Genomic DNA, 22,245 nt, shown 5'->3' with positions numbered 1-22,245 from the left:
GGGCTGATCAGCGACTTCGGCGGGAAGGGCCGGCTCAACTTGCGTTCATGGTCGCTCGCTTCTACGGTTGGACCACAACATCTAGTAGTTACACCGATGTAGTTCACCACACCTTGTGTTTCTGTGACCGCTCCATGGGCACCCGTGGAGTGTGCGCGAGCGTCCCGTCATGGCGGGTGAGGGCGCGGGTGGTGGCCGCAGGTCTTGGAGGCGAGAAGCGTGCACTGTCCGTTCTGTCGCCACCCTGACACCAGGGTCATCGACAGCCGCTCCACGGACGACGGCGCGGCCATCCGGCGTAGGCGCACCTGTCCCGAATGCGGGCGCAGGTTCACCACGCAGGAGACCGTACTGCTCATGGTGAGCAAGCGCAGCGGAGTCACGGAACCGTTCTCGCGGGACAAGGTCGTCGCGGGCGTGCGGCGGGCGTGCCAGGGCAGGCCGGTCAGCGAGGACTCGCTGGCGCAGCTCGGGCAGCGGGTGGAGGAGGCCATCAGGGCCAAGGGCGCGGCCGAGATCCCCTCCAACGAGGTGGGCCTGGCCATCCTGGGCCCGCTGCGGGAGCTGGACGAGGTGGCCTACCTGCGGTTCGCATCGGTATATCGCGGTTTCGAGAGCCTGGCGGACTTCGAGGCCGAGATCTCACAGTTGAAGGCGGAGAAGGGGGAGTCATGACGGAGACGGCCAGCGGTTCAGTCGCGCGCGGGGGTAAGCGTCCGCGTAAGGGACTGAAGATGAAGAGGATCTTCACCAAGCCCGGTGTGCACCCGTATGACGAGATCCAGTGGGAGCGCCGCGACGTCGTCATGACGAACTGGCGCGACGGGTCGGTCAACTTTGAGCAGCGGGGTGTCGAGTTCCCCGAGTCCTGGTCGGTCAACGCGGCCAACATCGTGACGACCAAGTACTTCCGCGGCGCCGTGGGCACGCCGCAGCGTGAGTGGAGCCTGAAGCAGCTGATCGACCGGGTCGTCGGCGTCTACACCAGAACCGGCGTCGAGAACGGCTACTTCGCCGGTGAAGAGGACGCCGAGATCTTCGACCACGAGTTGAAGCACGCGCTGGCGCACCAGGTGTTCGCGTTCAACTCGCCGGTCTGGTTCAACGTGGGCACGCAGTCGCCGCAGCAGGTCAGCGCGTGTTTCATCCTCTCCGTGGACGACCAGATGGAGTCGATCCTGGAGTGGTACAAGGAAGAGGGCGTGATCTTCAAGGGCGGCTCCGGGTCGGGGGTCAACCTGTCGCGGATCCGTTCGTCGAAGGAGTTGCTCAGCAGCGGCGGCACGGCCAGCGGGCCGGTGTCGTTCATGCGCGGCGCCGACGCCTCGGCCGGGACGATCAAGTCGGGCGGCGCCACGCGCCGGGCGGCCAAGATGGTCGTGCTCGACGTCGACCACCCCGACATCGAGGAGTTCATCGAGACCAAGGCGCGCGAGGAGGACAAGGTCCGCGCGCTGCGGGACGCCGGGTTCGACATGGACCTCGGCGGCAAGGACATCGTCAGCGTCCAGTACCAGAACGCCAACAACTCCGTCCGCGTGTCCGACGAGTTCATGCGCGCGGTGGAGCAGGGCGGCGACTTCGGCCTGCGGGCCCGCCTGACCGGCGAGGTCATCGAGAAGGTCGACGCCAAGGACCTGTTCCGCAAGATGGCCAAGGCCGCCTGGGAGTGCGCCGACCCGGGTGTCCAGTACGACGACACGATCAACGACTGGCACACCACCCCCGAGACGGGGCGGATCACGGCCAGCAACCCGTGCAGCGAGTACGTCCACCTGGACAACTCCTCCTGCAACCTGGCCAGCATCAACCTGCTGAAGTTCCTGAAGGACGACAACACCTTCAACGTCGCCGACTTCGTCAAGCTGACCGAGCTGATCATCACCGCGATGGACATCTCGATCACGTTCGCCGACTTCCCGACCGAGAAGATCGGTGAGACGTCGCGGGCGTACCGGCAGCTCGGCATCGGCTACGCGAACCTGGGCGCGCTGCTCATGGCGACCGGGCACGCGTACGACTCCGACGGCGGCCGGGCCGTCGCGGCGGCGATCACGTCCCTGATGACCGGTGTGTCCTACCGGCGCAGCGCCGAGCTGGCCGCGGTCGTGGGCCCGTACGACGGATATGCCAGGAACGCCGAGCCGCACAAGCGCGTCATGCGCAAGCACGCCGCGGCCAACGACGACCTGCGCACGGTCGGCACCATGGACGCGAAGATCCACAACGAGGCGTCGCGGCAGTGGTCGGAGTGCCTCAAGCTGGGCGAGAGGAACGGCTACCGCAACGCCCAGGCCAGCCTGCTCGCGCCCACCGGCACGATCGGCCTGATGATGGACTGCGACACCACCGGCATCGAGCCGGACCTGGCGCTGGTCAAGTTCAAGAAGCTCGTCGGCGGCGGGTCCATGCAGATCGTCAACCAGACGATCCCGCGCGCGCTCAAGCAGCTCGGCTACCAGCAGGAGCAGATCGAGGCCATCGTCGAGTACATCGGCGAGCACAGCCACGTCGTCGACGCGCCCGGCCTGCGCAGGGAGCACTACGAGGTGTTCGACTGCGCGATGGGCGAGCGGGCCATCGCGCCCATGGGTCACGTGCGCATGATGGCGGCCACGCAGCCGTTCCTGTCCGGAGCCATCTCCAAGACGGTCAACCTGCCCGAGTCGGCCACCATCGACGACATCGAGCAGGTCTACCTGGAGGGCTGGAAGCTCGGCCTCAAGGCGCTGGCCGTCTACCGCGACAACTGCAAGGTGGGCCAGCCCCTGTCGGCCGGCGACGGCTCCAAGAAGCAGGAGGCCAAGGAGGCGCAGGAGCCCGAGGTCAAGGTCATCGAGGTCAACCGGCCGACCCGGCGGCGCATGCCCAACCAGCGGCCGAGCATGACCACCCGCTTCACGGTCGGCGGCGCCAAGGGTTACATGACCGCCTCGTCCTACCCCGACGACGGGCTCGGCGAGGTCTTCCTCAAGATGTCCAAGCAGGGCTCGACGCTCGCGGGCGTCATGGACGCCTTCTCGGTGGCGATCTCGATAGGGCTCCAGTACGGGGTGCCGCTGGAGACGTACATGAGCAAGTTCGTCAACATGCGCTTCGAGCCGGCCGGGATGACCGACGACCCGGACATCCGGATGGCCACCTCGGTGATGGACTACATCTTCCGCCGCCTGGCGCTCGACCACCTGCCCTACGACGAGCGGGCGGCGCTGGGCATCTTCTCGGCGGCCGAACGCGCCGCGCAGCAGCGCGGCGAGGACCCGGCGGCGCTGCAGGAGACGATGGACCGGGAGACCCTGGCCCAGTCGGCGCCGATCGAGGCCGCCCAGCCGAAGACGGAGGAGCAGCCGGTCCAGGAGCTGACCCTGGAGAGCCACCAGCGCTTCACGGCGGACGCGCCGCTGTGCATGACGTGCGGCACGAAGATGCGGCCGGCCGGCAGCTGCTACGTCTGCGAGGGCTGCGGCTCGACCAGCGGCTGCAGCTGAGGCTGAGCATCTTTCCAGGCTGCTGTTGAGAGCGGCGGGGCCGAGCGCATCGGCGCCGCCGCTCTCGTGGCGTCAGCTTTGGATGGTCGGGCGGATGGTGATGTCGCCGATCTCGACGTCGTGGGGCTGTTCGACGGCGAAGGCGATGGCGCGGGCGACCGCTTCCGGCGCGATGCCGATCTCCCCCATGTTGCGCACGATCTGCTCGCGGACCTGGGCGTCGTCGATCGAGCCGGCGAGTTCGGTGCGGACGAAGCCCGGCGACACGGCCGTCGTACGCAGCACACCGTCGGTCGATTCCTGCCGCAGACCCTCCAGCAGGGTACGGACGGCGTTCTTGGTCGCGGCGTAGATCGCCATCGTGGGAGTGATCGTCAGGCCGGCGGTCGACACCGTGGTCACCAGATGGCCGTGGCCCTGGCGGCGGAACACCGGCAGGGCGGCGGCGATGCCGTTGAGCACGCCGCGGAGATTGACGTCGATCATGGCCGACCAGCCGTCGACGTCGAGGTCGGCCACCGGCCCGATCTTGGCGATGCCCGCGTTGCCCACCAGCACGTCGAGCCGGCCGAACTCCGCCACGGCCGCGCCGACGAGTCGTTCGAGGTCCTGCCGCCGGAGGACGTCCGTGGCACAGCCGATGGCCCGTCCGCCGCGTTCGCGGATGTCCTGGGCGAGCTCGTCGAGGCGCTGGGTCCGCCGGGCACCTAGGACGACGGCCGCACCTCGCTCGGCGAGCAGACGCGCGGTGGCTTCGCCGATGCCGCTGCTCGCTCCGGTGATGGCGACGACCTTGCCGTCGATGGCTGTCATGGGGATCCCTCCATTAAAGTGGACACGTGTCCGCATGCTTGACAGCTTACCGGACACGTGTCCGCATAGAGGAACGAGCAGAGGAACCATGGACTCCACCCGCCGCCGTGCCGACGCCGCCGACAACCGCGCGCGGATCATCCAAGCCGCACGAGCGGCCATCGCGGACGCGGACGAGATCAAGCTCAACGGGATCGCCAAACAGGCGGGAGTCGGCCAGGGCACGCTCTACCGTCACTTCCCGACCCGCGAGGATCTCCTCGTCGAGGTCTACCGGGAGGACGTCGGTGAGCTCGTGGCGGCGGCTCCTGCGCTGCTCGCCGAGCATGATCCGCTCACCGCGCTGGCCCGCTGGTTCGACCGGGTGGTCGAGTACGCGCGGATCAAACGCGGAGTCTTCGCCGCGATCGAGGCCTCGGTCTGGCGCGACCTGTCCGCGCACAGCCTCGGCCCCATCGGTGACGCGCTGACCCTGCTCCTCGACGCCGGCAAGGGCGGTGGGGTCATCCGCTCCGATGCCGACGCCCGTGACGTCATTCTGCTCCTCGGCTATCTGACCCGCCTGGAGCAGGACGAATGGGACGCCAGAGCCCGCCACCTGCTCGACGTCATCCTCGACGGACTACGCCCTCGTGCGGACCTTGCTTGAAGGACGACTTGGCCCGGCGGCGTTGGGCCGGGTGCAGAACATCCCGTGGGGGATCTCCGCGGCGTGATGACGATCAGTTGCGCGAATGGTTGGTGGAGCTTGTCCGATGAGCCGGCCGCAACCCACTCGTGTTCAGCACGATTCCTTCTGCTGGATCGAAGGCTGGCGTCAGGTGAACTGCCCTCCGGAGGCGTTGCCCGCCGATCTCGTCTTCATGTTGATCTCGAGAGCAGGGCTCGACGAGATGACGGTGGCGGCGATGAGCAAGGACGAGGCCGTCGCCAGGCTGCAGAAGTACTGGATTGACGGCACCTGATTCAGGGCGACTCGGCACCCGCTGAGAGGTGCAAGGCTCCAGTATCGGGTCAGGTCGCGGCTGATCTTGTGATGAACCGTGGGATGGGCGACGGCTGGGCGGTTCAGGAGGGGCGGTTCAGAAGAGGGCGGAGCCGAGGGTGGCGGCTTCGAAGGTGAGGAGGTGGCGTTTGGTCGGGAGGCCGCCGCCGTAGCCGGTGAGGTCGCCGGTGGAGCCGATGACGCGGTGGCAGGGGACGATGATGCCGATCGGGTTCTTGCCGTTGGCCAGGCCCACGGCGCGGGACGCGGTCGGGCGGCCGATTCGGGTGGCGAGTTCGGCGTAGCTGATCGTCTCGCCGTACGGGATGTCCCGCAGGGCCGTCCAGACCTGGCGCTGGAACGGGGTGCCGGCGAAGACCAGGGGCAGGTCGAAGCTGGTCAGGCGGCCGTCGAAGTAGGCCCGGAGCTGGGCCGCGACCTCGGTGAACGGCTCCGGGTCCGGCACCCCGAAGGTCTCCTCGGGTGGGCGGTGGCGCTGGCGGCGCATGTAGAGGCCCGAGAGGGTGCCGTCGACCGCGACGAGGGTGAGCGGGCCGACGGGGCTGTCCACCACCGTGTGCGTCCTGTGTCCGGTCAGGGTCATCGTGCCGCCTCCTTTCGTTCCGCGAGGTTAGGGCCTGATTCGTTCCCTATCAGGCCAGCATCGCCGGTGGCAGGTCGTCGTGACTGGCGGAAATCGGACATGATCATCGCGCCAGGCGGCTCGGGGCGTACATGGCGGCCGGCGCTGGGACCCGTCCGGCTGCTGCGGGATGAGAGGGATGTCCGGGAGCGGACAGTGGGTGGATAGGGAGGAGCGTGCCGGGTCATGCTCCGGTTCATGAGGCGAATCGCGGTGTACGCCGTGCTGTCCGGCGCGCTGCTGTACGGGGTGCACCGGCTGGCGATGGTGGCGGTGGCGCGGCTGCTCGTGACGGTGGCCGTGACCGCGTTCGCGGTGAGCCCGTTGTCGCAGCTCTTCGTGTACGTGATCTGGCACTGGGCCGAACGCGACTACGTGGCCGTGATCGACTACGCCATGGACGCGACCGGGCTGCCGGAACGGGCGTTGATGGTGCTGCTGCTGGGGGTGTTCGCCGGCTACGCGGTGGTGTTCTGGGTGGCGCTGCGGCAGGCGTGGGACCGGGCCAGGCCGGGTCAGGCGCTGATCAGGTCGTAGAGGACGTCCGGCTTGTTGGTGATGATGCCGTCCACCCCGTGGGAGAGCATGAGGCGCATGGCCGCGGGGCTGTCGACGGTCCAGGTGAGGACGGTCATGCCGAGGGAGTGGACGCGGCGCACGTACGCGGCCGTGAGTGTGGCGTACGGCGGGTGGATGTGGTCGGCGAACGTCGCCAGGGCGGGCAGTTGCCCGGCGGACGGCGTGCCGAGCAGCCCGATCGGCGCCTCGGGCAGCAGCCGGGCGAAGGTGCGCATCGCGTCCCAGTCGAACGACTGCACCACCAGCCGGCCCGGCTCCAGCCACCAGGGGGAACGCCGCAGTTCGTCGGCGATGCGGGCCTCGATGCCGGGGTAGAGCTCGGGTGACTTGACTTCGAGCAGCAGCCCCAGCCCGGAGCCGCTCATCACGCGCAGGGCCTCGGCGAGGGTGGGGACGCGCTCGCCGTCGTACTCGCCGGACCGCCACGAACCGGCGTCCAGGCGGCGGATCTGGGCGAGGGTGAGGTCGCCGACGTTCCAGGGGGAGGAGCCGGGGAAGACCTGTTCCGCGTCGGTCGTCCTGGTCAGGGTCGTGTCGTGCATCAGGACCAGCTCGTGGTCCTTGGTCTCCTGGACGTCGAGCTCGAACATGTCGGCGCCCATCTCGGCGGCCAGCTCGAAGGCGGCGATGGTGTTCTCGGGGGCGTAGGCCGAGGCGCCGCGGTGGGCCACGACGACGGGAGCGCCCGTGGTGGTGTCCGCCTGGGCGGGCAGGGCGGTGGCGGTGGTCAGCAGGGCGAGGCAGGTCGAGACGGTGACGGCGAGTCGCCTGAACATGGGTCTCCTCAACTGGGGAGAGACAACGACTCGACGATGACAACGTCTCGTGACGTGAAGTTGAGAGAAGAGTAGCCCTGGGATGCCGTGCGGGTGAGCATTCGACACGCGGCGGCGCCGCCGGGCCGAGGCGGAAAGCCGGTGATCAGGCGGACGACGGCGCCCGCCGCGGCCTCACCCGCCGGACAAGCCCGACAGGCCAGGAAGGTCGGGCAGGCCGGGCTGATCGGGCAGGCCGGACAGAGCGGTGCCGTACAGGTTCGAGACTCGGAGCCTGATCACCAGCCGCCGGTCCGCCACCATCTGCCGCAGGAACGCCTGCGCGTCGGCGGGCGCGGCGAACGACGGCCGCATGGACAGCAGTTCGAGGCCCACCTCGTCACCCGGTTCGGCGGTCACCGGCGACAGCTCCGCCAGGCCCTCCGCCACGGCGTACGACCAGAAGTCGTCGCTGGCCACGTAGAGCGCGCAGCGCGGGTCCTCGTGCAACTGGCGGACTTTGAGCCGGTCGGCCATGGAGGAGATCCGCACGACGCGCTGCTCGGGGTCCCAGGTGTAGAGCACGGTGGACAGCTGCGGGTCCCCGCCGCCCTTGTTGGTGGACAGCGCGCCGAACTGCTGCTTGGCCAGCAGGCCCGTCAGCTCCCCGTCCCCCAGCGGTCGTGAGGCCGGGCCCGCGCCGGGGCCGTGGATCTCGGAGGACATGCACCACCCTCGTGCTCAGAAATCAGGAAATATCAACCTATACCGAGCTGTCGCATGAAGGTCTGGGCATCCGAGATCACCCAGTACTCGGCGAACCTGCCGTCCTCGGCCCGCAGGATGTCGTGACCGCTGAACGCGATCCTGGTCCCCTCCGCCGCCGTCGCCCCGGGCAGCCCGCCCCGGTACGTCCCCGCGAAGGTCCACCGCGCCGACACCAGGTCGCCGTCCTCGATCGGTCCCACGTCCAGGCCGACCTTGACGTCGGCGAACGGCGCGTGCGCCTGCTCCAGCGCCTCGATCAGCCCTTCCGGCCCGGACACCTCCATGCCGGGCCAGTGACCGGCGAAGGACGGGGTGACCAGTTCGCGGGCCAGGCCGAAGTCGCCGTTCCAGAGTTCGAGCAGCCATCGGCGGTACAGATGTGAGGTCATGGTAGGCCGCTACCCGCTCCCCGATAGGTTACGAGTCATGAATCTTGCTATTACCAGCGGATATGTCGTACCCGTCGACGGCGACCCCATCGACGGTGGAACCGTCCTCATCCAGGACGGGAAGATCACCGCGGTCGGCCGGGACGTGGCCGTCCCCGAGGGAACCACGGTCGTCGACGCCGCGGGCGGCTGGGTGCTGCCCGGCTTCGTCGAGGCCCACGGCCACCTCGGCGTCTACGAGGAGGCCGAGGGCTGGGCCGGCCAGGACACCAACGAGATGACCGACCCCAACGGCGCCCGCCTGCGCGCGCTGGACGCCATCAACCCGGCCGACCTCGCCTTCGGCGACGCGCTCTCGGGCGGCGTGACGACCGCCGTGATCAAGCCGGGCTCCGGCAACCCGATCGGCGGCCAGACGGTCGCGATCAAGTGCTGGGGCAGGTCCGTGGACGAGATGCTGCTGCGCGAGCCGGTGAGCGTCAAGAGCGCGCTCGGCGAGAACCCCAAGCGCGTGTACGGCGACCAGAAGAAGCTGCCCTCCACCCGCCAGGGCGTGGCCGCCGTGATCCGCGACGCGTTCATGAAGGCGCAGGACTACAAGGCGAAGAGGTCGGCCGCCGAGGCCGAGGGCAAGCCGTTCGACCGTGACGGCACGCTGGAGGTCCTGGTCCGCGTGCTGGACGGCGAGCTGCCGTGGTGCCAGCACACCCACCGCGCCGACGACATCGCCACCGCGCTCAGGCTGGCCGGCGAGTTCGGCTACCGCCTGGTGATCAACCACGGCACGGAGGGGCACCTGCTGGCCGACACGCTGGCCGAGCGGAACGTTCCGGTGATCATCGGCCCGCTGTTCACCAGCCGGTCGAAGGTCGAGCTGCGGCAGCGCAGCCTGCGCAACCCGGGCATCCTGGCGCGCGCCGGGGTCGAGCTGGCGATCACCACCGACCATCCCGTGGTGCCCATCCACTTCCTCGTCCACCAGGCCACGCTCGCGGTCAAGGAGGGGCTCGACCGCGACGAGGCGCTGCGCTCGATCACCGTGAACCCGGCCCGGATCATGGGCCTGGACGACCGGGTCGGCGCGCTGCGGCCGGGGCTCGACGGTGACGTGGTCATCTGGTCCGGCGATCCGCTGGACGTCATGAGCCGGGCGCTGAAGGTGTTCGTCTCCGGCCGGGAGGTGTACGCCTACACCGAGGGTGAGCCCGTGGTGGCGGACCCGTACTACCGCGAATCAAGCGATCGTTAAGCGGCTGTAGATGCGCGGCACGCATAGTGGGCGGAGCCGAGGGGAAAAGAGGCACCACCATGACTGCTCCGTTGCTCGTCCAGCGTCCCAGTAAAGCCTTGCTGATCGGACTGGTCGTCTCCGGTCTCCTCGCCCTGATCGTGCTGGCCGTCATGCTGCTCGCCGGGGGTCCCGTCGGGTTCGGCCTGTCCGCGTTGCTGGCCGTGGCGCCCCTGCCGGTGCTGCTCGCGGCCGTGCTCTCGCTCGACCGGCTCGAACCCGAGCCGAAGCTCAACCTCGCCTTCGCCTTCGCGTGGGGCGCGGGGGTGGCCATCGTGGCGGGGATCGCGCTGACGCTGGCCGGCCAGCAGTTGTTCCTGCGGGCCGGCTACGCGTCGTCCGCGGTCGAGAACATCGGCACCGTCGTGCTGGCGCCGGTGATCGAGGAGGCGCTGAAGGGCTCGGCCCTGCTGCTCCTGCTCCGCCGCCGGATCGAGATCGACGGCCTGACCGACGGCATCGTCTACGCCTCCATGGCCGGCCTCGGCTTCGCGGCCGTGGAGAACGTGGGCTACTACCTGCTCGCGTTCGGGGAGGACGGCGCGAGCGGCGCGGTCCAGCTCTTCGTGCTGCGCGGGCTGATCGACCCGCTCGGCCATCCGATCTACACCTCCATGATCGGGCTCGGCGTCGCGTACGCGCTGACCCGGCGCACGGCGTTCAGGTACGCCGCGATCCCGCTCGGCTACTGCGGCGCGGTCTTCCTGCACGGGCTGTGGAACGGCGCCGCCACCACCAACTCGCTGTCCTGGCTGGGTGGCGCCTACCTGGTGATCATGGCGGCGCTGGTGCTGCTCATCGTGGTGACCGTCGTCGAACGCCGGCACCTCGTCGCCAGGATGGCCTACTACCTGCCCGCCTACCAGCAGACCGGGCTGGTCACCGACGCCGACGTCCGGATGCTGACCACGCTGCCCGCGCGCAAGGCGGCCCGCAAGTGGGCCAGGGGAGCGGGGCTCGGCCGGGCGATGGGCGACTACCAGCAGGCGGCGACCGAGCTGACCCTGCTGCACCTGCGGGCCGAGCGCCAGGGGATGGATGCGCGCAGGTTCGCGCTGGAACGCGACGCCCTCCTCGGCGCGATGGCCCAGTCCCGCCGCTGGTGAAAGTCCTAGCCCTGGGAACGGACGAGCAGGGCGGCGAGGGCCGCTACGGCTGTGAGCGTCGCGCAGGCCGCGACCGCGATGGCCGTGCCCTGCGCCAGCCCGAAGCCCCCGACGACCGCCGCCACCCCGGCCGCACCCAGAGAGGAGCCGACATACCGGGCGGTGTTGTTCGCTCCCGACCCCATGGAGACCCGGTGCGCGGGCACGCTCTCGATGGCCAGATGCGTGATCGAGGAGTTGATCAGCCCCGACCCCACGCCGCTCACCACCAGCCCGGCGACGACCGGCGGCAGTGACAGTGACGCGCCGGTCGCCACCAGCCCGGTGAACCCGGCCGCGCTGAGCCCGAGCCCGAGGGCCAGCCGCGTGGCCGTGCCCAGCCGTACGTGCCGGGTCAGCAGCGACGACACGAACGACACCGCCGCCCAGACACCCAGCAGCAGCCCCGTCTCCAGCGGCGTCAGCCCGTGGGCCGCCTCCAGCACGGTCGGCAGGTAGCCGAGCAGCCCGACCACGGCCGCCCCCACGACCAGCGCGCCCCCGGTCGCCACCAGGAACTCCGGCCGCCCGAACAGCCGCAGGTCGAGCAGCGGCTCCGGCCGCCGCCGTTCCACCGCCACGAAGGCCGCGATCAGCACCGCGGCCAGGACGAACGCCCCCAGCACGACCGGCCGCGACCACCCCGTCCGCCCCTCGGTCACCCCCGCGACCAGCGCCGCCACGCCCAGGCTGAGCAGCACCACTCCCGGCAGGTCGAACCGGCGCGGCGCCGCCGAGCCCGACTCCTCCAAAACCCGCGCCGAGGCGAGCGCCAGCAGCAGCGCGCACAACCCCATCAGCCAGTACGTCGCCCGCCAGCTCACCACGGAGGCCCCCAGCCCCGCCACCAGCGGCCCGGCCAGCGTGCCCAGCCCGATCATGGCCCCGTACCGCCCGGTGGCCCGCACCCGCTCGGGCCCCGCCGGATAGGCGTGCCCCACGATCCCGAGGCTGGCGGCCAGCATCGCCGCGCTCGCCCCGCCCTGCACCAGCCTGGCCGCCACGAACACGGCGACGTTCGCGCTCAACGCCGCCGCCACGCTCGCGGCGGCCAGTACGCCCGTGCCCGCCACCAGCACCCGCCTGCGCCCGTAGTCGTCGGCCAGACCGCCGGCGACCAGCAGCAGCGAGGAGAGCCCGAGCGCGATCGAGCCCAGGATCCACACGGGACCCGTCGGACCGGCGCCGAGCGAGCGGGAGATCTGCGGCAGCGTCACCATCGGCAGCGTGAAACAGGTCAGCACCAGCAGCGGCGCCGACGAGGCCACGGCGAGCGTGCGCGCGGGCGCCGTCGTCGGTTCGGTCATTGAACTCATGCCGCGCACGCTACCACGGTTCAATGAATGAACTAGCATGGGGTCCATGGCGCTCGGCAAGAACTACGACGGCCAGGACTGCTCACTGGCCAGTGCCCTGGAAGTGATCGGCGAGCGGTGGACGCTGCTGGTGATCCGCGACGCCATGTACGGCGTGCGCCGCTTCGCCGACTTCCAGGCCCACCTCGACATCCCCAAGGCCGTCCTGTCCCAGCGGCTGTCGGCGCTCGTCGCGGCCGGCCTGCTCGAACGACGCCGCTACCAGGACGCGCCCCCGCGCGACGAATACGTCCTGACGCCGGTCGGCCGCGAGCTCTGGATCCCCGTGCTGTCACTGGGCCAGTGGGGCGAACGCCACCTCGCCGGGAACGGCCCGCGCCGGCTGTTCCACCACGCGACCTGCGACACCAGGCTCGACGCCGTGTCGTTCTGCGCCACCTGCCGCAGGAGCGTGCCGATCGAGGAGGTCGAGGTGCGTCCCGGCCCCGGGCTGTGCGACGACATGCGTCGGGACCAGGTGAGTCTCGCCCTGCGAAAACCCCATCGGCTGCTCGCTCCGATCCTGACAAGATAGGTGAAACACCCCGAATGGAGATCGCATGAGCTGGGCAGAGATCGAGTCGGAGGCCGAGCTGCGCGAGCTGCTCGGCGAGGTCATGCCGAGGGCCGCGACCAAGGATCGGCCCCGCCTGCACGAGCGCGACCGGGAGTGGCTGGCGGCCTCGCCGTTCTGCCTCATCGCCACGTCCGGCTCCGACGGCTCCTGCGACGTCTCGCCCAAGGGTGACCCGGCCGGGTTCGTGCACGTCATCGACGACACCACGATCGCGATCCCGGACCGTCCCGGCAACCGCAGGGCGGACGGATTCGTCAACGTGCTGAAGAACCCGCACGTCGGGCTGATCTTCCTGATCCCCGGCCGCAACGAGACGCTGCGCGTCAACGGCCGGGCCCGGCTCGTGCGCGAGGCGCCGTTCTTCGACGAGATGATCGTCAAGGGGCACCGGCCGCACCTGGCGCTCGTGGTCGAGATCGAGCAGATCTTCTTCCACTGCGCCAAGGCGTTCCTGCGCTCGTCCCTGTGGAAGCCGGACAGCTGGACCACCGACACGCTGCCGTCCCAGGCCAAGCTGATCAAGGAAGTGCAGAAGGTGGAAGAGAGCCTCGAAGAGCTCGAAACCTACTACGGCGAGGCGTACGGCAAGCGCCTGTACCGCTAACCCCGCCTGCTACCTCAGGCGGCCGGAGTGGGGCCGCCGGGGAAGCGGATGACGTTCCTGCCCGCGTAGGCGCGCAGATCGACCACCGGCTCGGTCGTCGCCGGCTCGGCGGGTTGCTTGCGGCGATCCACTGAGCGGATGTCGCGGATCTTGTGCCTGGCGATGTGTGGCGGCACTGCCACAAGCCTCTTCATCGTGCGCCCCCGTGATGTTCTTGTTACCTATGTTATCTACAGATACCCCCGTAAGTTCGGTGTAAGGAGCACCTCAGTAGGGAAGTCTGCGGCCCGACGGCGAACGCAGATCCAGCTCGACCGTCAGCCGATGCCGCCGTCTCGCGGCCGACTTCCTGATTCTGACGCGTTTCATGTGGATTCCCCCTTCCGCGCCGCGCCATTCTCGGCGCGCCGTCCGGGCGACGGCATGGCGGGCGGTCGGCACCCGCCATGCGCGTCAACCTAACCGGGCCCGGGCGTCCACTCAATGTATTTCTGCGGACTCCGCGAGGTTCACACCGGCGGCGAGACCCGCGCGGTCACGTTGATCCGGTTCCACGTGTTGATCATGGCGATGGCCACGACCAGCACCGCGAGCTGCTCCTCGCTGTAGAACTCGGCCGCGCGGCGCCAGACGTCGTCCGGCACGAGGGCGCGGTCGGCGATCCTGGTCGCCTCCTCCGTCAGCGCCAGCGCGGCGCGCTCGGCCGGGGTGAACACCGTGGCCTCCCGCCACGCCGCCACCATCCACAGCCGCTCGTCGCTCTCGCCGGCCTTCTTCATGTCCTTGCTGTGCATGTCGACGCAGTAGGCGCAGCCGTTGATCTGGCTGGCCCGCAGCTTGACCAGCTCCAGGGTGGCGGCGGGCACCTCGCTGTCGTGCAGCAGCTTCTCCACCGCGAAGAAGTGGCGGTAGATCTCGGGAACGTGCTTGGAGACGTCGACCCTCTGACTCATGGGAACCTCCGTATTCTCGTCGATGCCAGCTAGGACAGGACAGCGCGTCCCGTTGTGACGGCTCCGGCGAAAAAGGTTCGTCCCAAGACCCCTACCCCTGATCAGCCCCGGCAGTTGCCCCAGTTCGCGCGCCCGCCCGACGCCTCGACGCGGCCACGCGGATCGCGGGTCCAGCCGGCGTAGCGCACGCACTTCCAGGCGCCCTGGATGTGCCCGGTCTCGGCGTAGTAGCGGTACCTCTGCTGGTCCTCGCTCCGGCCGCCGCCCCTGACTTCTATGGAGGCGCCGGTGAGGGTACGGGTGCCGGTGTACCTCGTCTTGATCGCGGCGACGCAGTTCTTGCCGCTGCGCTTGCTGTACATCAGGTACACGTGCCCGAACACGGCCCCTCTGGAGGTCCGCATCGCCCGGTGGCCGTCCTTGACCCGGTGGAAGCCCTTGCCACAGACCCTTTCCGGGCTGTACGCGGCCGAGGCGGCGTACGCGGCGGAGGGGGTGGCGGCGATCCCGGCGGCGACCAGGCTGGCCGCGATGACCGTACGGAGGAGCACGAGCGTCCCTTCAAAGGGGGTAATAAGGGCAAGGACGATCTTTACTGTGACTTGACCGAAATATCAAGGGGTGCGGGTAAATGCCGCTGATCGCGGTCTGTGCGGTTTGGGGGGTGTTCTGGGGGTCGTGGTCGGCCCTGCTGCCCGCCGTCAAGCTGGAGCTGGGGATCTCGGCGGGCGAGCTGGGGCTGGCGCTCAGCGCCGTGCCGGTCGGGGCCCTGCCCGCGATGGCGCTGACCGGTCGGCTGGCCAGAGGCAGGGAACGGGTCTCCCTGATGGCGGCCACGGGCCTGTTCGCGCTCGCCGTCGCCGCCATCGGCCTGGCCGGCACCGCCTGGCAGCTCGCACTGGCGCTGCTGCTGGTGGGAGCGTTCAGCGGTGCCCTCGACATCGCGCTGAACCTGGCCACGGGCCGCGCCGAGCGGGAGAGCGGCCGCCGGCTCTTCCAGCCGGTGCACGCCGCCTTCCCGGTCGCGGTCATCGCGGCGGCCCCGCTCACCGGCCTGGCCCGCTCGTACGGCCTCGGCGTCGGCACGGTGCTGGTCGTGGTCGCCCTGCTGGTGGCCGCCACCGCGCTGACCCCGCTCGCGCTGCGCCTGGGCCGCGGCCTGCCCGAACCATCCGTCACCGGGACGGACCGGCGGAAGTTGTGGGGCGCCGTGATCGTGCTGGGGGCGCTGGCCGCCTGCGTCCTGATCATCGAGAACTCGGTCGAGCAGTGGTCGGTCCTGCTCCTGGAGGAGCACCGGGGCGCCACGCCGCTGGTCGCCAGCGCCGCCCCTTCGGTCTACATGGCGGCGCTGACGGCGGGCCGGCTGATCGTCCAGGCGCTGCCCAGGACGTCGCTCAGGGTGCTCTGCCTGGTGGCCGGGCTCGGCGGCGGCGCCGGCATCGCCCTGGCGGGGCTCGGGGGAGGCGTCGCGGTCTCGCTGGCCGGGTTCGCGCTGACCGGGCTGGCCCTCGGCCCGATGGTGCCCGCCCTGCTCAGCCGCGCCGCGGCCGACGACCCCAGCGGCACGATGGTGTGGGGGGTGTCCACGCTCTCCTACACGGGTTTCGTGCTCAGCCCGCTGCTCGTGGCCGGGCTGAGCGGCGCACTCGGCCTGCCCGCCGCGCTGGCCGCGCTGGGCCTCCTGGGCCTGCCGCTGGCGGCCCGCTCCGCCGTCGAGCGCCGCTGACCCGGACGGGTGGCGGAATATGGACCTTTCTTGGGGCAAAACAACCCCGGAATCGGGTATCCCCTCGGGCGGATCGACTGTGTGAGGGGATCATCATGGCTGTCTGCGAGACCTGCGGCAACGACTATGACATGGCGTTCGAGGTGCACGCGCAGGGAGCGGTGCACACCTTCGACTGCTTCCAGTGCGCGATCGAGGCCATGGCGCCCATCTGCGAGCACTGCGGCACGAAGGTCATCGGGCACGGCGTGCAGGCGGGCGAGCACTGGTACTGCTGCGCGCACTGCGCCCGCCAGGAAGGCGACAGCGGCCTCGTCGACCGCATCATGGCCGGCACCCCGTCCTGACACCCCGCCTGCCGCCTCCCGCCGGCGCTCAGCCGGTGAAGCCGATGTCCTCGTACTGGAGGTCGAAGAAGCCGCGGGCGCCCACGTTGGCCAGCGTCTCCCGTACGGCCACGTTCTGCGGCCGCTGGTACAGCGGGAGCACGTTGACCTCCTTCCAGATCAGCGCGTCGGCCGCGTTCGTCGCCGCGCGGGCCCTGACGGGGTCGAGGCTCTGCGCGGCCCGGCTCATGGCCTGGTCGACCTCGGCCGAGCCGGTACGCCCGAAGTTCGCGTTCCAGGACTTGCCGTCCTCCGCGTTGGCGTAGATCGCGTAGCTGCTGGAGACGGGGAAGGGCGTGCCGATGTAGGCGAAGGGCGTGATGTCGAAGTTGCCGGGGATGACGTACTTGCTGAAGAAGTCGTCGCTGGGCACGGCCTTGATGGTGAGCTTGACCCCGATCTGGGCGAGCATGCTCTGCGCCAGCTCACCCTCGGCCTTGCTGATCTGCACCCCTGACGGCACCACGAAGCGCAGGTCGAGTGGCTTGCCGTGCTTCTGCCTGACGGTTCCGTTGAGCTTCCAGCCGGCCGCGTCCAGCAGCTGCTTGGCCCGCTCGGGGTTGTAGGCGCCGAGGGCTCCGGCGTTGTCCTGGTAGCCCTCCTGGGTGTTCATGAAGAAGTGGTTGTTCAGCAGCGCGATCGGCCAGTCGAGGCCCTGGAGGTCGGACTGGGCGATGGCCTGGCGGTTGATGCCGAGCTGCACGGCCTGGCGGACGTTGCGGTCCTTGAGCAGCTCACTGGCGCCGTTGAAGGTGAAGTGGCGGAAGTCCGGCCCGGCGGCCTGACGCACCTGGGCGCCCACGGTGGACTTGGCGCGGGCGTAGCCGGGCGCGGACGGGCCCACGTCGATGATGTCGAGCTCGCCGTTGCCGAACGCGCCGATCAGCGAGTCCTGCTCCGACGCGCGATAGATGATCTTGTCCAGTTTGGCGCGGTTGCCCCACCAGGCGTCGTCCCGTACCAGCGTGATCGTCTTGGCCGTCTGGTCGAAGCCGCCGAACTTGAACGGCCCCGCCGTCACCGGGATCTTGTCCACCCAGGCGTTGTTGAACGCCTGCGCGCTGCGGTTGGTCGCGGCCGGCAGCAGCGGCCCGAACAGCGCCTGCCAGTCACCGAACGGCTTGCCGAACGTCACCACCACCTCGAAGTCGTCCTTGCCCCGCGCCACCTTCTCGATGTCCTGATAGCCGGTGGAGGAGGCGATGCGGAAGGCCGGATCGCGCCCGTTCAGCGCCCGCCACTGCGCCTCGTAGTCGGCCCACGTGATCGGCTTCCCGTCCGACCACTTCGCCTTCGGGTTGAGCGTGTACGTCACCACCTGCTTGGGCCGCTGGTCGCTCACCTCGGCGCTGAGCACGTAGTCGCGGTCGATCGAGATCTCGGCCTTCTCGTTGGACACGAACGGCGCGGGCAGCAGCGCGTTGCTGATCACGGCCGCCATCGCCAGGTTGCCGTCGACCTGGTTCCTGTTCCACTGCGTGGGGAACTCGTTGATGCCCCAGCGCAGCGTCCCGCCGTCCTTGACGTTCTCGCGCGGCTGCGGGTTGATGTCGAAGGCCCTGATCGTACGCTCGTCCCCAGGGCTGTCCCGGAGCCCGGAACCGCCTCCCCGGACGTTCCCGCAGCCCGCCAGCAGCAGCGAGCCCGTCACCGCGGCGGACACGACTAGACGTGATGCTTTCATCGAGCGGATTTCCTCCTGGATCGAGCGAGGTCTACACGACTTCGCGCCTGTCTGCGTAGTGGCAGGCCGCCCCCTGGTCCGCCCCCAGCGGCCGCACCTCGGGCTCGACGCCGGCGCACAGCTCGCGTTCGGCGTCGGTGAGCTCGGCACGGAACTTGGGGCATCGGGTGCGGAATCGGCAGCCCGTCGGAGGGTGGGCCGGGCTGGGCAGGTCGCCTTCGAGCAGGATCCGCGCGCGGGAGCGCTCGCGTACCGGATCGGGCAGCGGGATCGCCGACAGCAGCGCCTGCGTGTACGGATGCGCGGGGGCGCCGTAGACGGCGTCGACCTGGCCGATCTCGGCGATCCTGCCCAGGTACATGACCGCCACCCGGTCGGCGATGTGCCGGACCACGGCCAGGTCGTGCGCCACGAACAGGTAGGACAGCCCCAGCCTGGCCCTGAGCGCGTCGAGCAGGTTGATCACCCCGGCCTGGATCGACACGTCGAGCGCCGAGACCGGCTCGTCCAGCACCAGCAGCCTGGGCTCCAGCGCGAGCGCCCGCGCGATGCCGATGCGCTGCCGCTGCCCGCCGGAGAAGTCCTGCGGATAGCGGGCGGCGTGGGAGGGGTCGAGCCCGACCAGGGCGAGCAGCTCGCGCACCCGCCGCGCCGAGCCGGGCCGTCCGTGCGTGCGCAGCGGCTCGGCCAGGATGTCGTGCACGGTCATGCGCGGGTCGAGCGCCGCGAGCGGGTCCTGGAAGACGACCTGCATGTCGCGCCTGATCTCCGTGCGCTCGGAGCGGCGCAGGCGGGCGGTGTCGTGGCCGAGCACGACGACGCTGCCCTCCTGCGGTGCGGTCAGCTCCAGGATCTGCGTCAGCGTGGTCGTCTTGCCGCTGCCCGACTCGCCGACCAGCCCCAGCGTCTCGCCCTGCCGCAGGTCGAAGCTGACGCCGGCCACCGCGTGCACGGTGCCGACCCTGCGCTTGAACACCGCGCCCCTGAGCAGCGGATATTCCTTGACGAGGTTGCTGACCTCCAGCACCGTCCGCTCACCGCGCACCCGCAGGGGCGGAAGCCCGCCGGGATCCTCGGGAACGGCAGGACCGCGCGGCCGCACCTCCTCCCAGCGGATGCACGCGGCCCGATGCCCGCCGGCGACCTCCGCCAGCGGCGGCTCGGCCGCTTCGCACGGGTCGATCCGCATCGGGCAGCGCGGCGCGAACGGGCACCCGGGCGGCAGCGCGGCGGGCGAGGGCGGGTTGCCCTCGATGGGTTCGAGCGGTTGCCGCGCGCCCCGGTCGACCCGCGGGATCGACCCGAGCAGGCCCACCGTGTACGGCATCCGCGTCCGGTAGTAGATGTCGTCCACGTCGCCCACCTCGACCGGGCGGCCGGCGTACATCACCAGCACCCGGTCCGCGAACCCGGCCACCACGCCGAGATCGTGCGTGATCATGATGATCGCCGCCCCGGTCTTGGCCTGCGCCCGCTTCAGCACCTCCAGCACCTGCGCCTGGATGGTGACGTCGAGCGCCGTGGTCGGCTCGTCGCAGATGATCACGTCGGGGTCGTTCGCGATGGCCATCGCGATCACCACGCGCTGGCGCATGCCGCCGGAGAACTCGTGCGGGAAGGCCAGCGCCCGCTCGGACGGGTGGGGGATGCCGACGAGGTCGAGCAGTTCGACGGCCTTGACCAGGGCGCTCTCCCTGCTGACCCGCTGGTGCACGCGGACGGCCTCGGCGATCTGGTCGCCCACCCGGTAGACGGGGGTGAGCGCGGAGAGCGGGTCCTGGAACACCATCGACATCGACTTGCCGCGGACGGCGTTCAGCCGCCGGTCGGGGGCGCCGATCAGCTCCTGGCCGTGCAGGCGCACCGAGCCGGTGACGCGCGCCCCCGGCGGCAGCAGCCCCATCACGGCGGCCGAGGTGACCGACTTGCCGGAGCCCGACTCGCCGACGATGCCGAGGACCTCGCCGGGACGTACGGAGTAGCTCACCCCCCGCACCGCGCGTACGCCGCCGAACGACACGGTCAGGTCGCTGACCTCGAGCACCGGGGCACCCACGCCCCCTTCACCGCTGACCGGCCTCGCCGCGGCCCCGCGGACCGGGCTCATCGCGGCCTCCTCGCCGAGGTCGGGTCGAAGGCGTCACGCAGCGCGTCACCGACGAGGTTGACCGCGAGCACGGTGATCACCAGCAGCCCGGCCACGAACCAGAACGTCCACGGCGCGTACACGGCCGTCATCGACCCCTCGGCGATCAGCGTCCCGAACGACACGTCGGGCGGCTGGATGCCGAACCCGAAGTACGACAGCGAGGTCTCGGTCAGGATCGCGCTGCTGACGTTGAGCGTGGCGTCCACGATCAGCAGCGACGACAGGTTGGGGATCACGTGGCGGAAGACGATCCGCACCGGCGGCACGCCCATGTAGCGGGCGGCCTGGACGAACTCCCGCTCGCGCAGTGAGATCGCCATCCCCCGCACGATCTTGGAGGTGACCATCCACAGGAACAGCGCCAGCATGACCACGAACAGCGGCCACTGCCCCGAGCCGAACAGCGGCGACAGGATCGCCAGGACCAGGAACGCCGGCAGCACCAGCAGCAGGTCCGTCACCCAGCTCAGCACCCGGTCGGTCCAGCCCAGGAAGTAGCCGGCGAACGCCCCCACGACCGCCGCCAGCGCGGTGGACACCAGCGCCGCCAGCAGCCCCACGACCAGCGACTTCTGCATGCCGCGCAGCGTCACCGCGAAGACGTCGGAGCCCGTTTGGAGCGTTCCGAACCAGTGCCGCGACGACGGCGGCCGCATGAACGCGGTGAAGTCCTTGTCGGTGTAGGTCCACGGGCTGACCAGCGGCCCCGCGAAGGCCAGCAGGAACATCAGCGCGAGCACCGCGAACCCGATCACGCCCTGCGGGGAGCGGAAGAAGCGCCCGGCCACCGTCCGCGCCCGCGACGGCGCCCTGACCGGCGCGCCGGTGGACAGGTCCTCGGCCAGCTCCTCCTCGGACAGCGTCATCAGGCCCGGACCCTCGGGTCGAGCGCGGCGTGCAGCAGGTCGGCGGCCAGCGCGGCGAGCAGCACGGCGACGGCGGCCAGCAGGGAGATGGCGGCGACCGTGTTGACGTCGTTGCCGAAGATCGAGTCGATCAGCTGCTCGCCCAGGCCGTGCCAGCCGAAGATCTTCTCCGTGAACGTCGCCCCGGTCAGCAGCGCCCCGAACGTGAACGCGAAGTAGGTGACGACCGGGATCATCGCGGTGCGCAGCGCGTGCCGGGTCAGCGCCCGGCGCCGGCTGAGCCCCTTGGCCCTGGCCGTGCGGACGAAGTCGGCCCCGAGCACGTCGAGCATCATGTTGCGCTGGTAGCGGCTGAAGACCGCGATCAGCCCCACCGACAGCGAGATCGTCGGCAGCACGAGGTGTTGCAGCCGGTCCACCACCTGACCCCACCATCCGGTGGCCAGCCCGTCGCTGTACTCGCCGCTGACCAGCAGCAGCTGGCGGCCGAACACGTTCTGGTTGGCCCACGCCGCCAGCAGGATCAGCATGTTGGCCAGCACGACCACCGGCACGGCCAGCACCAGGAACGACAGCCCGGCCGAGAGCCGGTCGAACCAGCCGTACTGCCGCACCGCCGCCAGCGCCCCCACGAACACGCCCAGCAGGCTGCCGCAGAGCAGGCCCAGGATGACCAGCCGGAACGTCACGCCCATCCGGCGCTTGAGCTCCTCGTCGACCGGCGCGCCCGCGACCGTCTTGCCGAAGTCGCCGCGCAGCACGCCGCCGGCCCACGTGGCGTAGCGCTGCAGCAGCGGCGTCCTGTCGTTGAGGTTGAGCGCGTCGAGCTGGGCGTCGACCGCGGCGGGCGGCGGCTTGGGCGTGCGGTCGGCGTAGTTGGAGCGCGGGTCGAGAGCCGTGGCCGCCACCAGGTAGGCGAGGCTGGCCGCCAGCACGACGAGCACGGCGTAGTTGAGCAGTCTGCGGGCCAGGAACCCCGCCATCGCCCCACCTCCTGCGCGCACCCCGCACGTACGCAGCGCGGCTACACCGACCGCCACCGTCCCGTGGCTTATCGTAGTCATATAGCTACACCAGGCGAGCGCCTCC

At 70.2% G+C, this 22,245-nt stretch carries 24 protein-coding genes; 11 read left to right on the top strand and 13 right to left on the bottom strand.

Translation table 11 applies throughout. From position 1 onward, the window contains the following. The first annotated feature begins 219 nt into the window (after positions 1–219). Positions 220–675: a transcriptional regulator NrdR gene (gene nrdR / locus B0I32_RS45275; RefSeq protein ID WP_090941385.1), complete on the top strand. Its 456-nt coding sequence runs from the start codon at positions 220–222 to the stop codon at positions 673–675. Next, entirely contained in the window at positions 672–3,488 is a 2,817-nt protein-coding gene (locus tag B0I32_RS45270) for a vitamin B12-dependent ribonucleotide reductase (protein WP_106250303.1), read from the top strand. Before nrdR ends, B0I32_RS45270 begins: the two co-directional genes overlap by 4 nt. A 72-nt stretch (positions 3,489–3,560) precedes the next feature. Here the strand turns inward: B0I32_RS45270 and B0I32_RS45265 are convergent, their stop codons facing one another. Then, complete coding sequence (locus B0I32_RS45265; RefSeq protein ID WP_106250301.1) at positions 3,561–4,301, bottom strand: SDR family oxidoreductase; 741 nt, start codon at positions 4,299–4,301, stop codon at positions 3,561–3,563. A gap of 88 nt (positions 4,302–4,389) precedes the next feature. Here B0I32_RS45265 and B0I32_RS45260 point away from each other — a divergent pair, with 88 nt between their 5' ends. Beyond that, on the top strand, positions 4,390–4,950 hold the full coding sequence (locus B0I32_RS45260; protein WP_106250300.1) for a TetR/AcrR family transcriptional regulator: 561 nt from the start codon (positions 4,390–4,392) through the stop codon (positions 4,948–4,950). Between the two features lie 106 nt (positions 4,951–5,056). Then, positions 5,057–5,266 carry a hypothetical protein gene (locus B0I32_RS45255; RefSeq protein WP_106250298.1) on the top strand — a complete coding sequence of 70 codons (210 nt, stop codon included), beginning with the start codon at positions 5,057–5,059 and terminating at the stop codon, positions 5,264–5,266. 117 nt (positions 5,267–5,383) lie between these two features. Here B0I32_RS45255 and B0I32_RS45250 read toward each other — a convergent pair whose 3' ends face one another. Then, positions 5,384–5,890, bottom strand: coding sequence for a methylated-DNA--[protein]-cysteine S-methyltransferase (locus tag B0I32_RS45250; protein ID WP_106250296.1), 507 nt, complete (start codon positions 5,888–5,890; stop codon positions 5,384–5,386). Positions 5,891–6,127: 237 nt separating this feature from the next. Between B0I32_RS45250 and B0I32_RS45245 the strand changes: the two genes are divergently transcribed. Continuing rightward, the gene (locus B0I32_RS45245; protein ID WP_146178548.1) at positions 6,128–6,466 is read left to right on the top strand and encodes a hypothetical protein; all 339 of its coding nucleotides are present in this window, start codon (positions 6,128–6,130) and stop codon (positions 6,464–6,466) included. Here B0I32_RS45245 and B0I32_RS45240 read toward each other — a convergent pair. The 3 genes from B0I32_RS45240 to B0I32_RS45230 all read right to left on the bottom strand — a co-directional run bounded on the left by B0I32_RS45240 (position 6,445) and on the right by B0I32_RS45230 (position 8,420). Beyond that, entirely contained in the window at positions 6,445–7,284 is an 840-nt protein-coding gene (locus B0I32_RS45240; RefSeq protein WP_106250293.1) for a glycerophosphodiester phosphodiesterase, read from the bottom strand. The genes B0I32_RS45245 and B0I32_RS45240 overlap by 22 nt on opposite strands. A 174-nt stretch (positions 7,285–7,458) precedes the next feature. Continuing rightward, on the bottom strand, positions 7,459–7,989 hold the full coding sequence (locus B0I32_RS45235) for a TIGR03618 family F420-dependent PPOX class oxidoreductase (protein WP_106250291.1): 531 nt from the start codon (positions 7,987–7,989) through the stop codon (positions 7,459–7,461). A gap of 32 nt (positions 7,990–8,021) precedes the next feature. Beyond that, complete coding sequence (locus B0I32_RS45230; protein WP_106250290.1) at positions 8,022–8,420, bottom strand: ester cyclase; 399 nt, start codon at positions 8,418–8,420, stop codon at positions 8,022–8,024. A gap of 37 nt (positions 8,421–8,457) precedes the next feature. On the opposite strand from B0I32_RS45230, the gene B0I32_RS45225 reads away from it, so the two are divergent. After that, positions 8,458–9,669: an amidohydrolase gene (locus tag B0I32_RS45225; protein WP_106250288.1), complete on the top strand. Its 1,212-nt coding sequence runs from the start codon at positions 8,458–8,460 to the stop codon at positions 9,667–9,669. A gap of 59 nt (positions 9,670–9,728) precedes the next feature. Beyond that, a complete protein-coding gene (locus tag B0I32_RS45220; RefSeq protein WP_106250287.1) occupies positions 9,729–10,814 on the top strand; it encodes a PrsW family intramembrane metalloprotease in 1,086 nt (361 codons plus the stop codon). 5 nt (positions 10,815–10,819) lie between these two features. Here B0I32_RS45220 and B0I32_RS45215 read toward each other — a convergent pair whose 3' ends face one another. Further along, the gene (locus B0I32_RS45215; protein ID WP_181308490.1) at positions 10,820–12,169 is read right to left on the bottom strand and encodes an MFS transporter; all 1,350 of its coding nucleotides are present in this window, start codon (positions 12,167–12,169) and stop codon (positions 10,820–10,822) included. A gap of 46 nt (positions 12,170–12,215) precedes the next feature. Here B0I32_RS45215 and B0I32_RS45210 point away from each other — a divergent pair, with 46 nt between their 5' ends. Next, positions 12,216–12,743, top strand: a complete 528-nt coding sequence (locus B0I32_RS45210; RefSeq protein WP_181308488.1) for a winged helix-turn-helix transcriptional regulator — start codon at positions 12,216–12,218, stop codon at positions 12,741–12,743. Between the two features lie 25 nt (positions 12,744–12,768). Further along, on the top strand, positions 12,769–13,389 hold the full coding sequence (locus tag B0I32_RS45205) for a pyridoxamine 5'-phosphate oxidase family protein (protein ID WP_106250283.1): 621 nt from the start codon (positions 12,769–12,771) through the stop codon (positions 13,387–13,389). 14 nt (positions 13,390–13,403) lie between these two features. On the opposite strand, the gene B0I32_RS58330 is transcribed toward B0I32_RS45205, so the two are convergent. The 3 genes from B0I32_RS58330 to B0I32_RS45195 all read right to left on the bottom strand — a co-directional run bounded on the left by B0I32_RS58330 (position 13,404) and on the right by B0I32_RS45195 (position 14,893). Continuing rightward, positions 13,404–13,565 (bottom strand): hypothetical protein, encoded by a 162-nt coding sequence (locus B0I32_RS58330; protein ID WP_245956469.1) that lies wholly within the window; start codon positions 13,563–13,565, stop codon positions 13,404–13,406. A gap of 333 nt (positions 13,566–13,898) precedes the next feature. Then, positions 13,899–14,342, bottom strand: a complete 444-nt coding sequence (locus B0I32_RS45200; RefSeq protein ID WP_106250282.1) for a carboxymuconolactone decarboxylase family protein — start codon at positions 14,340–14,342, stop codon at positions 13,899–13,901. A gap of 101 nt (positions 14,343–14,443) precedes the next feature. Beyond that, positions 14,444–14,893, bottom strand: coding sequence for a hypothetical protein (locus B0I32_RS45195; RefSeq protein ID WP_106250280.1), 450 nt, complete (start codon positions 14,891–14,893; stop codon positions 14,444–14,446). Between the two features lie 80 nt (positions 14,894–14,973). Between B0I32_RS45195 and B0I32_RS45190 the strand changes: the two genes are divergently transcribed. Together B0I32_RS45190 and B0I32_RS45185 are read left to right on the top strand one after the other, a co-directional pair. Continuing rightward, complete coding sequence (locus tag B0I32_RS45190; protein WP_106250279.1) at positions 14,974–16,071, top strand: MFS transporter; 1,098 nt, start codon at positions 14,974–14,976, stop codon at positions 16,069–16,071. A 95-nt stretch (positions 16,072–16,166) separates the two neighbouring features. After that, positions 16,167–16,418, top strand: a complete 252-nt coding sequence (locus B0I32_RS45185) for a hypothetical protein (RefSeq protein WP_106250277.1) — start codon at positions 16,167–16,169, stop codon at positions 16,416–16,418. Between the two features lie 28 nt (positions 16,419–16,446). On the opposite strand, the gene B0I32_RS45180 is transcribed toward B0I32_RS45185, so the two are convergent. Genes B0I32_RS45180 through B0I32_RS45165 form a run of 4 tightly spaced genes read right to left on the bottom strand, consistent with a single transcriptional unit; the run spans position 16,447 to position 22,139 of the window. Next, positions 16,447–18,141, bottom strand: a complete 1,695-nt coding sequence (locus tag B0I32_RS45180) for an ABC transporter family substrate-binding protein (protein ID WP_245956468.1) — start codon at positions 18,139–18,141, stop codon at positions 16,447–16,449. A 31-nt stretch (positions 18,142–18,172) separates the two neighbouring features. Further along, the gene (locus B0I32_RS45175) at positions 18,173–20,248 is read right to left on the bottom strand and encodes a dipeptide ABC transporter ATP-binding protein (protein ID WP_106250275.1); all 2,076 of its coding nucleotides are present in this window, start codon (positions 20,246–20,248) and stop codon (positions 18,173–18,175) included. Next, a complete protein-coding gene (locus B0I32_RS45170; protein WP_106250273.1) occupies positions 20,245–21,156 on the bottom strand; it encodes an ABC transporter permease in 912 nt (303 codons plus the stop codon). The genes B0I32_RS45175 and B0I32_RS45170 overlap by 4 nt, the downstream gene beginning before the upstream one ends. Continuing rightward, complete coding sequence (locus B0I32_RS45165; RefSeq protein WP_106250272.1) at positions 21,156–22,139, bottom strand: ABC transporter permease; 984 nt, start codon at positions 22,137–22,139, stop codon at positions 21,156–21,158. Before B0I32_RS45165 ends, B0I32_RS45170 begins: the two co-directional genes overlap by 1 nt. Between the last annotated feature and the right edge of the window lie 106 nt (positions 22,140–22,245).

The organism is Nonomuraea fuscirosea, assembly GCF_003001935.1.
GTDB lineage: Bacteria > Actinomycetota > Actinomycetes > Streptosporangiales > Streptosporangiaceae > Nonomuraea > Nonomuraea fuscirosea.
Note: the sequence above shows the minus strand (reverse complement) of the source record. Positions and strands in the feature narration are given on the sequence as shown.

What these genes read in the sequence shown, in the direction of transcription:
- B0I32_RS45250 (WP_106250296.1), bottom strand. Translation starts at nt 5,890, where the DNA reads ATGACCCTGACCGGACACAGGACGCACACGGTGGTGGACAGCCCCGTC.
- B0I32_RS45240 (WP_106250293.1), bottom strand. Translation starts at nt 7,284, where the DNA reads ATGTTCAGGCGACTCGCCGTCACCGTCTCGACCTGCCTCGCCCTGCTG.
- B0I32_RS45200 (WP_106250282.1), bottom strand. Translation starts at nt 14,342, where the DNA reads ATGAGTCAGAGGGTCGACGTCTCCAAGCACGTTCCCGAGATCTACCGC.
- B0I32_RS45255 (WP_106250298.1), top strand. Translation starts at nt 5,057, where the DNA reads ATGAGCCGGCCGCAACCCACTCGTGTTCAGCACGATTCCTTCTGCTGG.
- B0I32_RS45265 (WP_106250301.1), bottom strand. Translation starts at nt 4,301, where the DNA reads ATGACAGCCATCGACGGCAAGGTCGTCGCCATCACCGGAGCGAGCAGC.
- B0I32_RS45235 (WP_106250291.1), bottom strand. Translation starts at nt 7,989, where the DNA reads ATGTCCTCCGAGATCCACGGCCCCGGCGCGGGCCCGGCCTCACGACCG.
- B0I32_RS45175 (WP_106250275.1), bottom strand. Translation starts at nt 20,248, where the DNA reads ATGAGCCCGGTCCGCGGGGCCGCGGCGAGGCCGGTCAGCGGTGAAGGG.
- B0I32_RS45230 (WP_106250290.1), bottom strand. Translation starts at nt 8,420, where the DNA reads ATGACCTCACATCTGTACCGCCGATGGCTGCTCGAACTCTGGAACGGC.
- B0I32_RS45225 (WP_106250288.1), top strand. Translation starts at nt 8,458, where the DNA reads ATGAATCTTGCTATTACCAGCGGATATGTCGTACCCGTCGACGGCGAC.
- B0I32_RS45260 (WP_106250300.1), top strand. Translation starts at nt 4,390, where the DNA reads ATGGACTCCACCCGCCGCCGTGCCGACGCCGCCGACAACCGCGCGCGG.
- B0I32_RS45220 (WP_106250287.1), top strand. Translation starts at nt 9,729, where the DNA reads ATGACTGCTCCGTTGCTCGTCCAGCGTCCCAGTAAAGCCTTGCTGATC.
- B0I32_RS45180 (WP_245956468.1), bottom strand. Translation starts at nt 18,141, where the DNA reads ATGAAAGCATCACGTCTAGTCGTGTCCGCCGCGGTGACGGGCTCGCTG.
- B0I32_RS45205 (WP_106250283.1), top strand. Translation starts at nt 12,769, where the DNA reads ATGAGCTGGGCAGAGATCGAGTCGGAGGCCGAGCTGCGCGAGCTGCTC.
- B0I32_RS45210 (WP_181308488.1), top strand. Translation starts at nt 12,216, where the DNA reads ATGGCGCTCGGCAAGAACTACGACGGCCAGGACTGCTCACTGGCCAGT.
- B0I32_RS45190 (WP_106250279.1), top strand. Translation starts at nt 14,974, where the DNA reads ATGCCGCTGATCGCGGTCTGTGCGGTTTGGGGGGTGTTCTGGGGGTCG.
- B0I32_RS45185 (WP_106250277.1), top strand. Translation starts at nt 16,167, where the DNA reads ATGGCTGTCTGCGAGACCTGCGGCAACGACTATGACATGGCGTTCGAG.
- B0I32_RS45165 (WP_106250272.1), bottom strand. Translation starts at nt 22,139, where the DNA reads ATGGCGGGGTTCCTGGCCCGCAGACTGCTCAACTACGCCGTGCTCGTC.
- B0I32_RS45245 (WP_146178548.1), top strand. Translation starts at nt 6,128, where the DNA reads ATGAGGCGAATCGCGGTGTACGCCGTGCTGTCCGGCGCGCTGCTGTAC.
- B0I32_RS45215 (WP_181308490.1), bottom strand. Translation starts at nt 12,169, where the DNA reads ATGAGTTCAATGACCGAACCGACGACGGCGCCCGCGCGCACGCTCGCC.
- B0I32_RS45170 (WP_106250273.1), bottom strand. Translation starts at nt 21,156, where the DNA reads ATGACGCTGTCCGAGGAGGAGCTGGCCGAGGACCTGTCCACCGGCGCG.
- B0I32_RS45270 (WP_106250303.1), top strand. Translation starts at nt 672, where the DNA reads ATGACGGAGACGGCCAGCGGTTCAGTCGCGCGCGGGGGTAAGCGTCCG.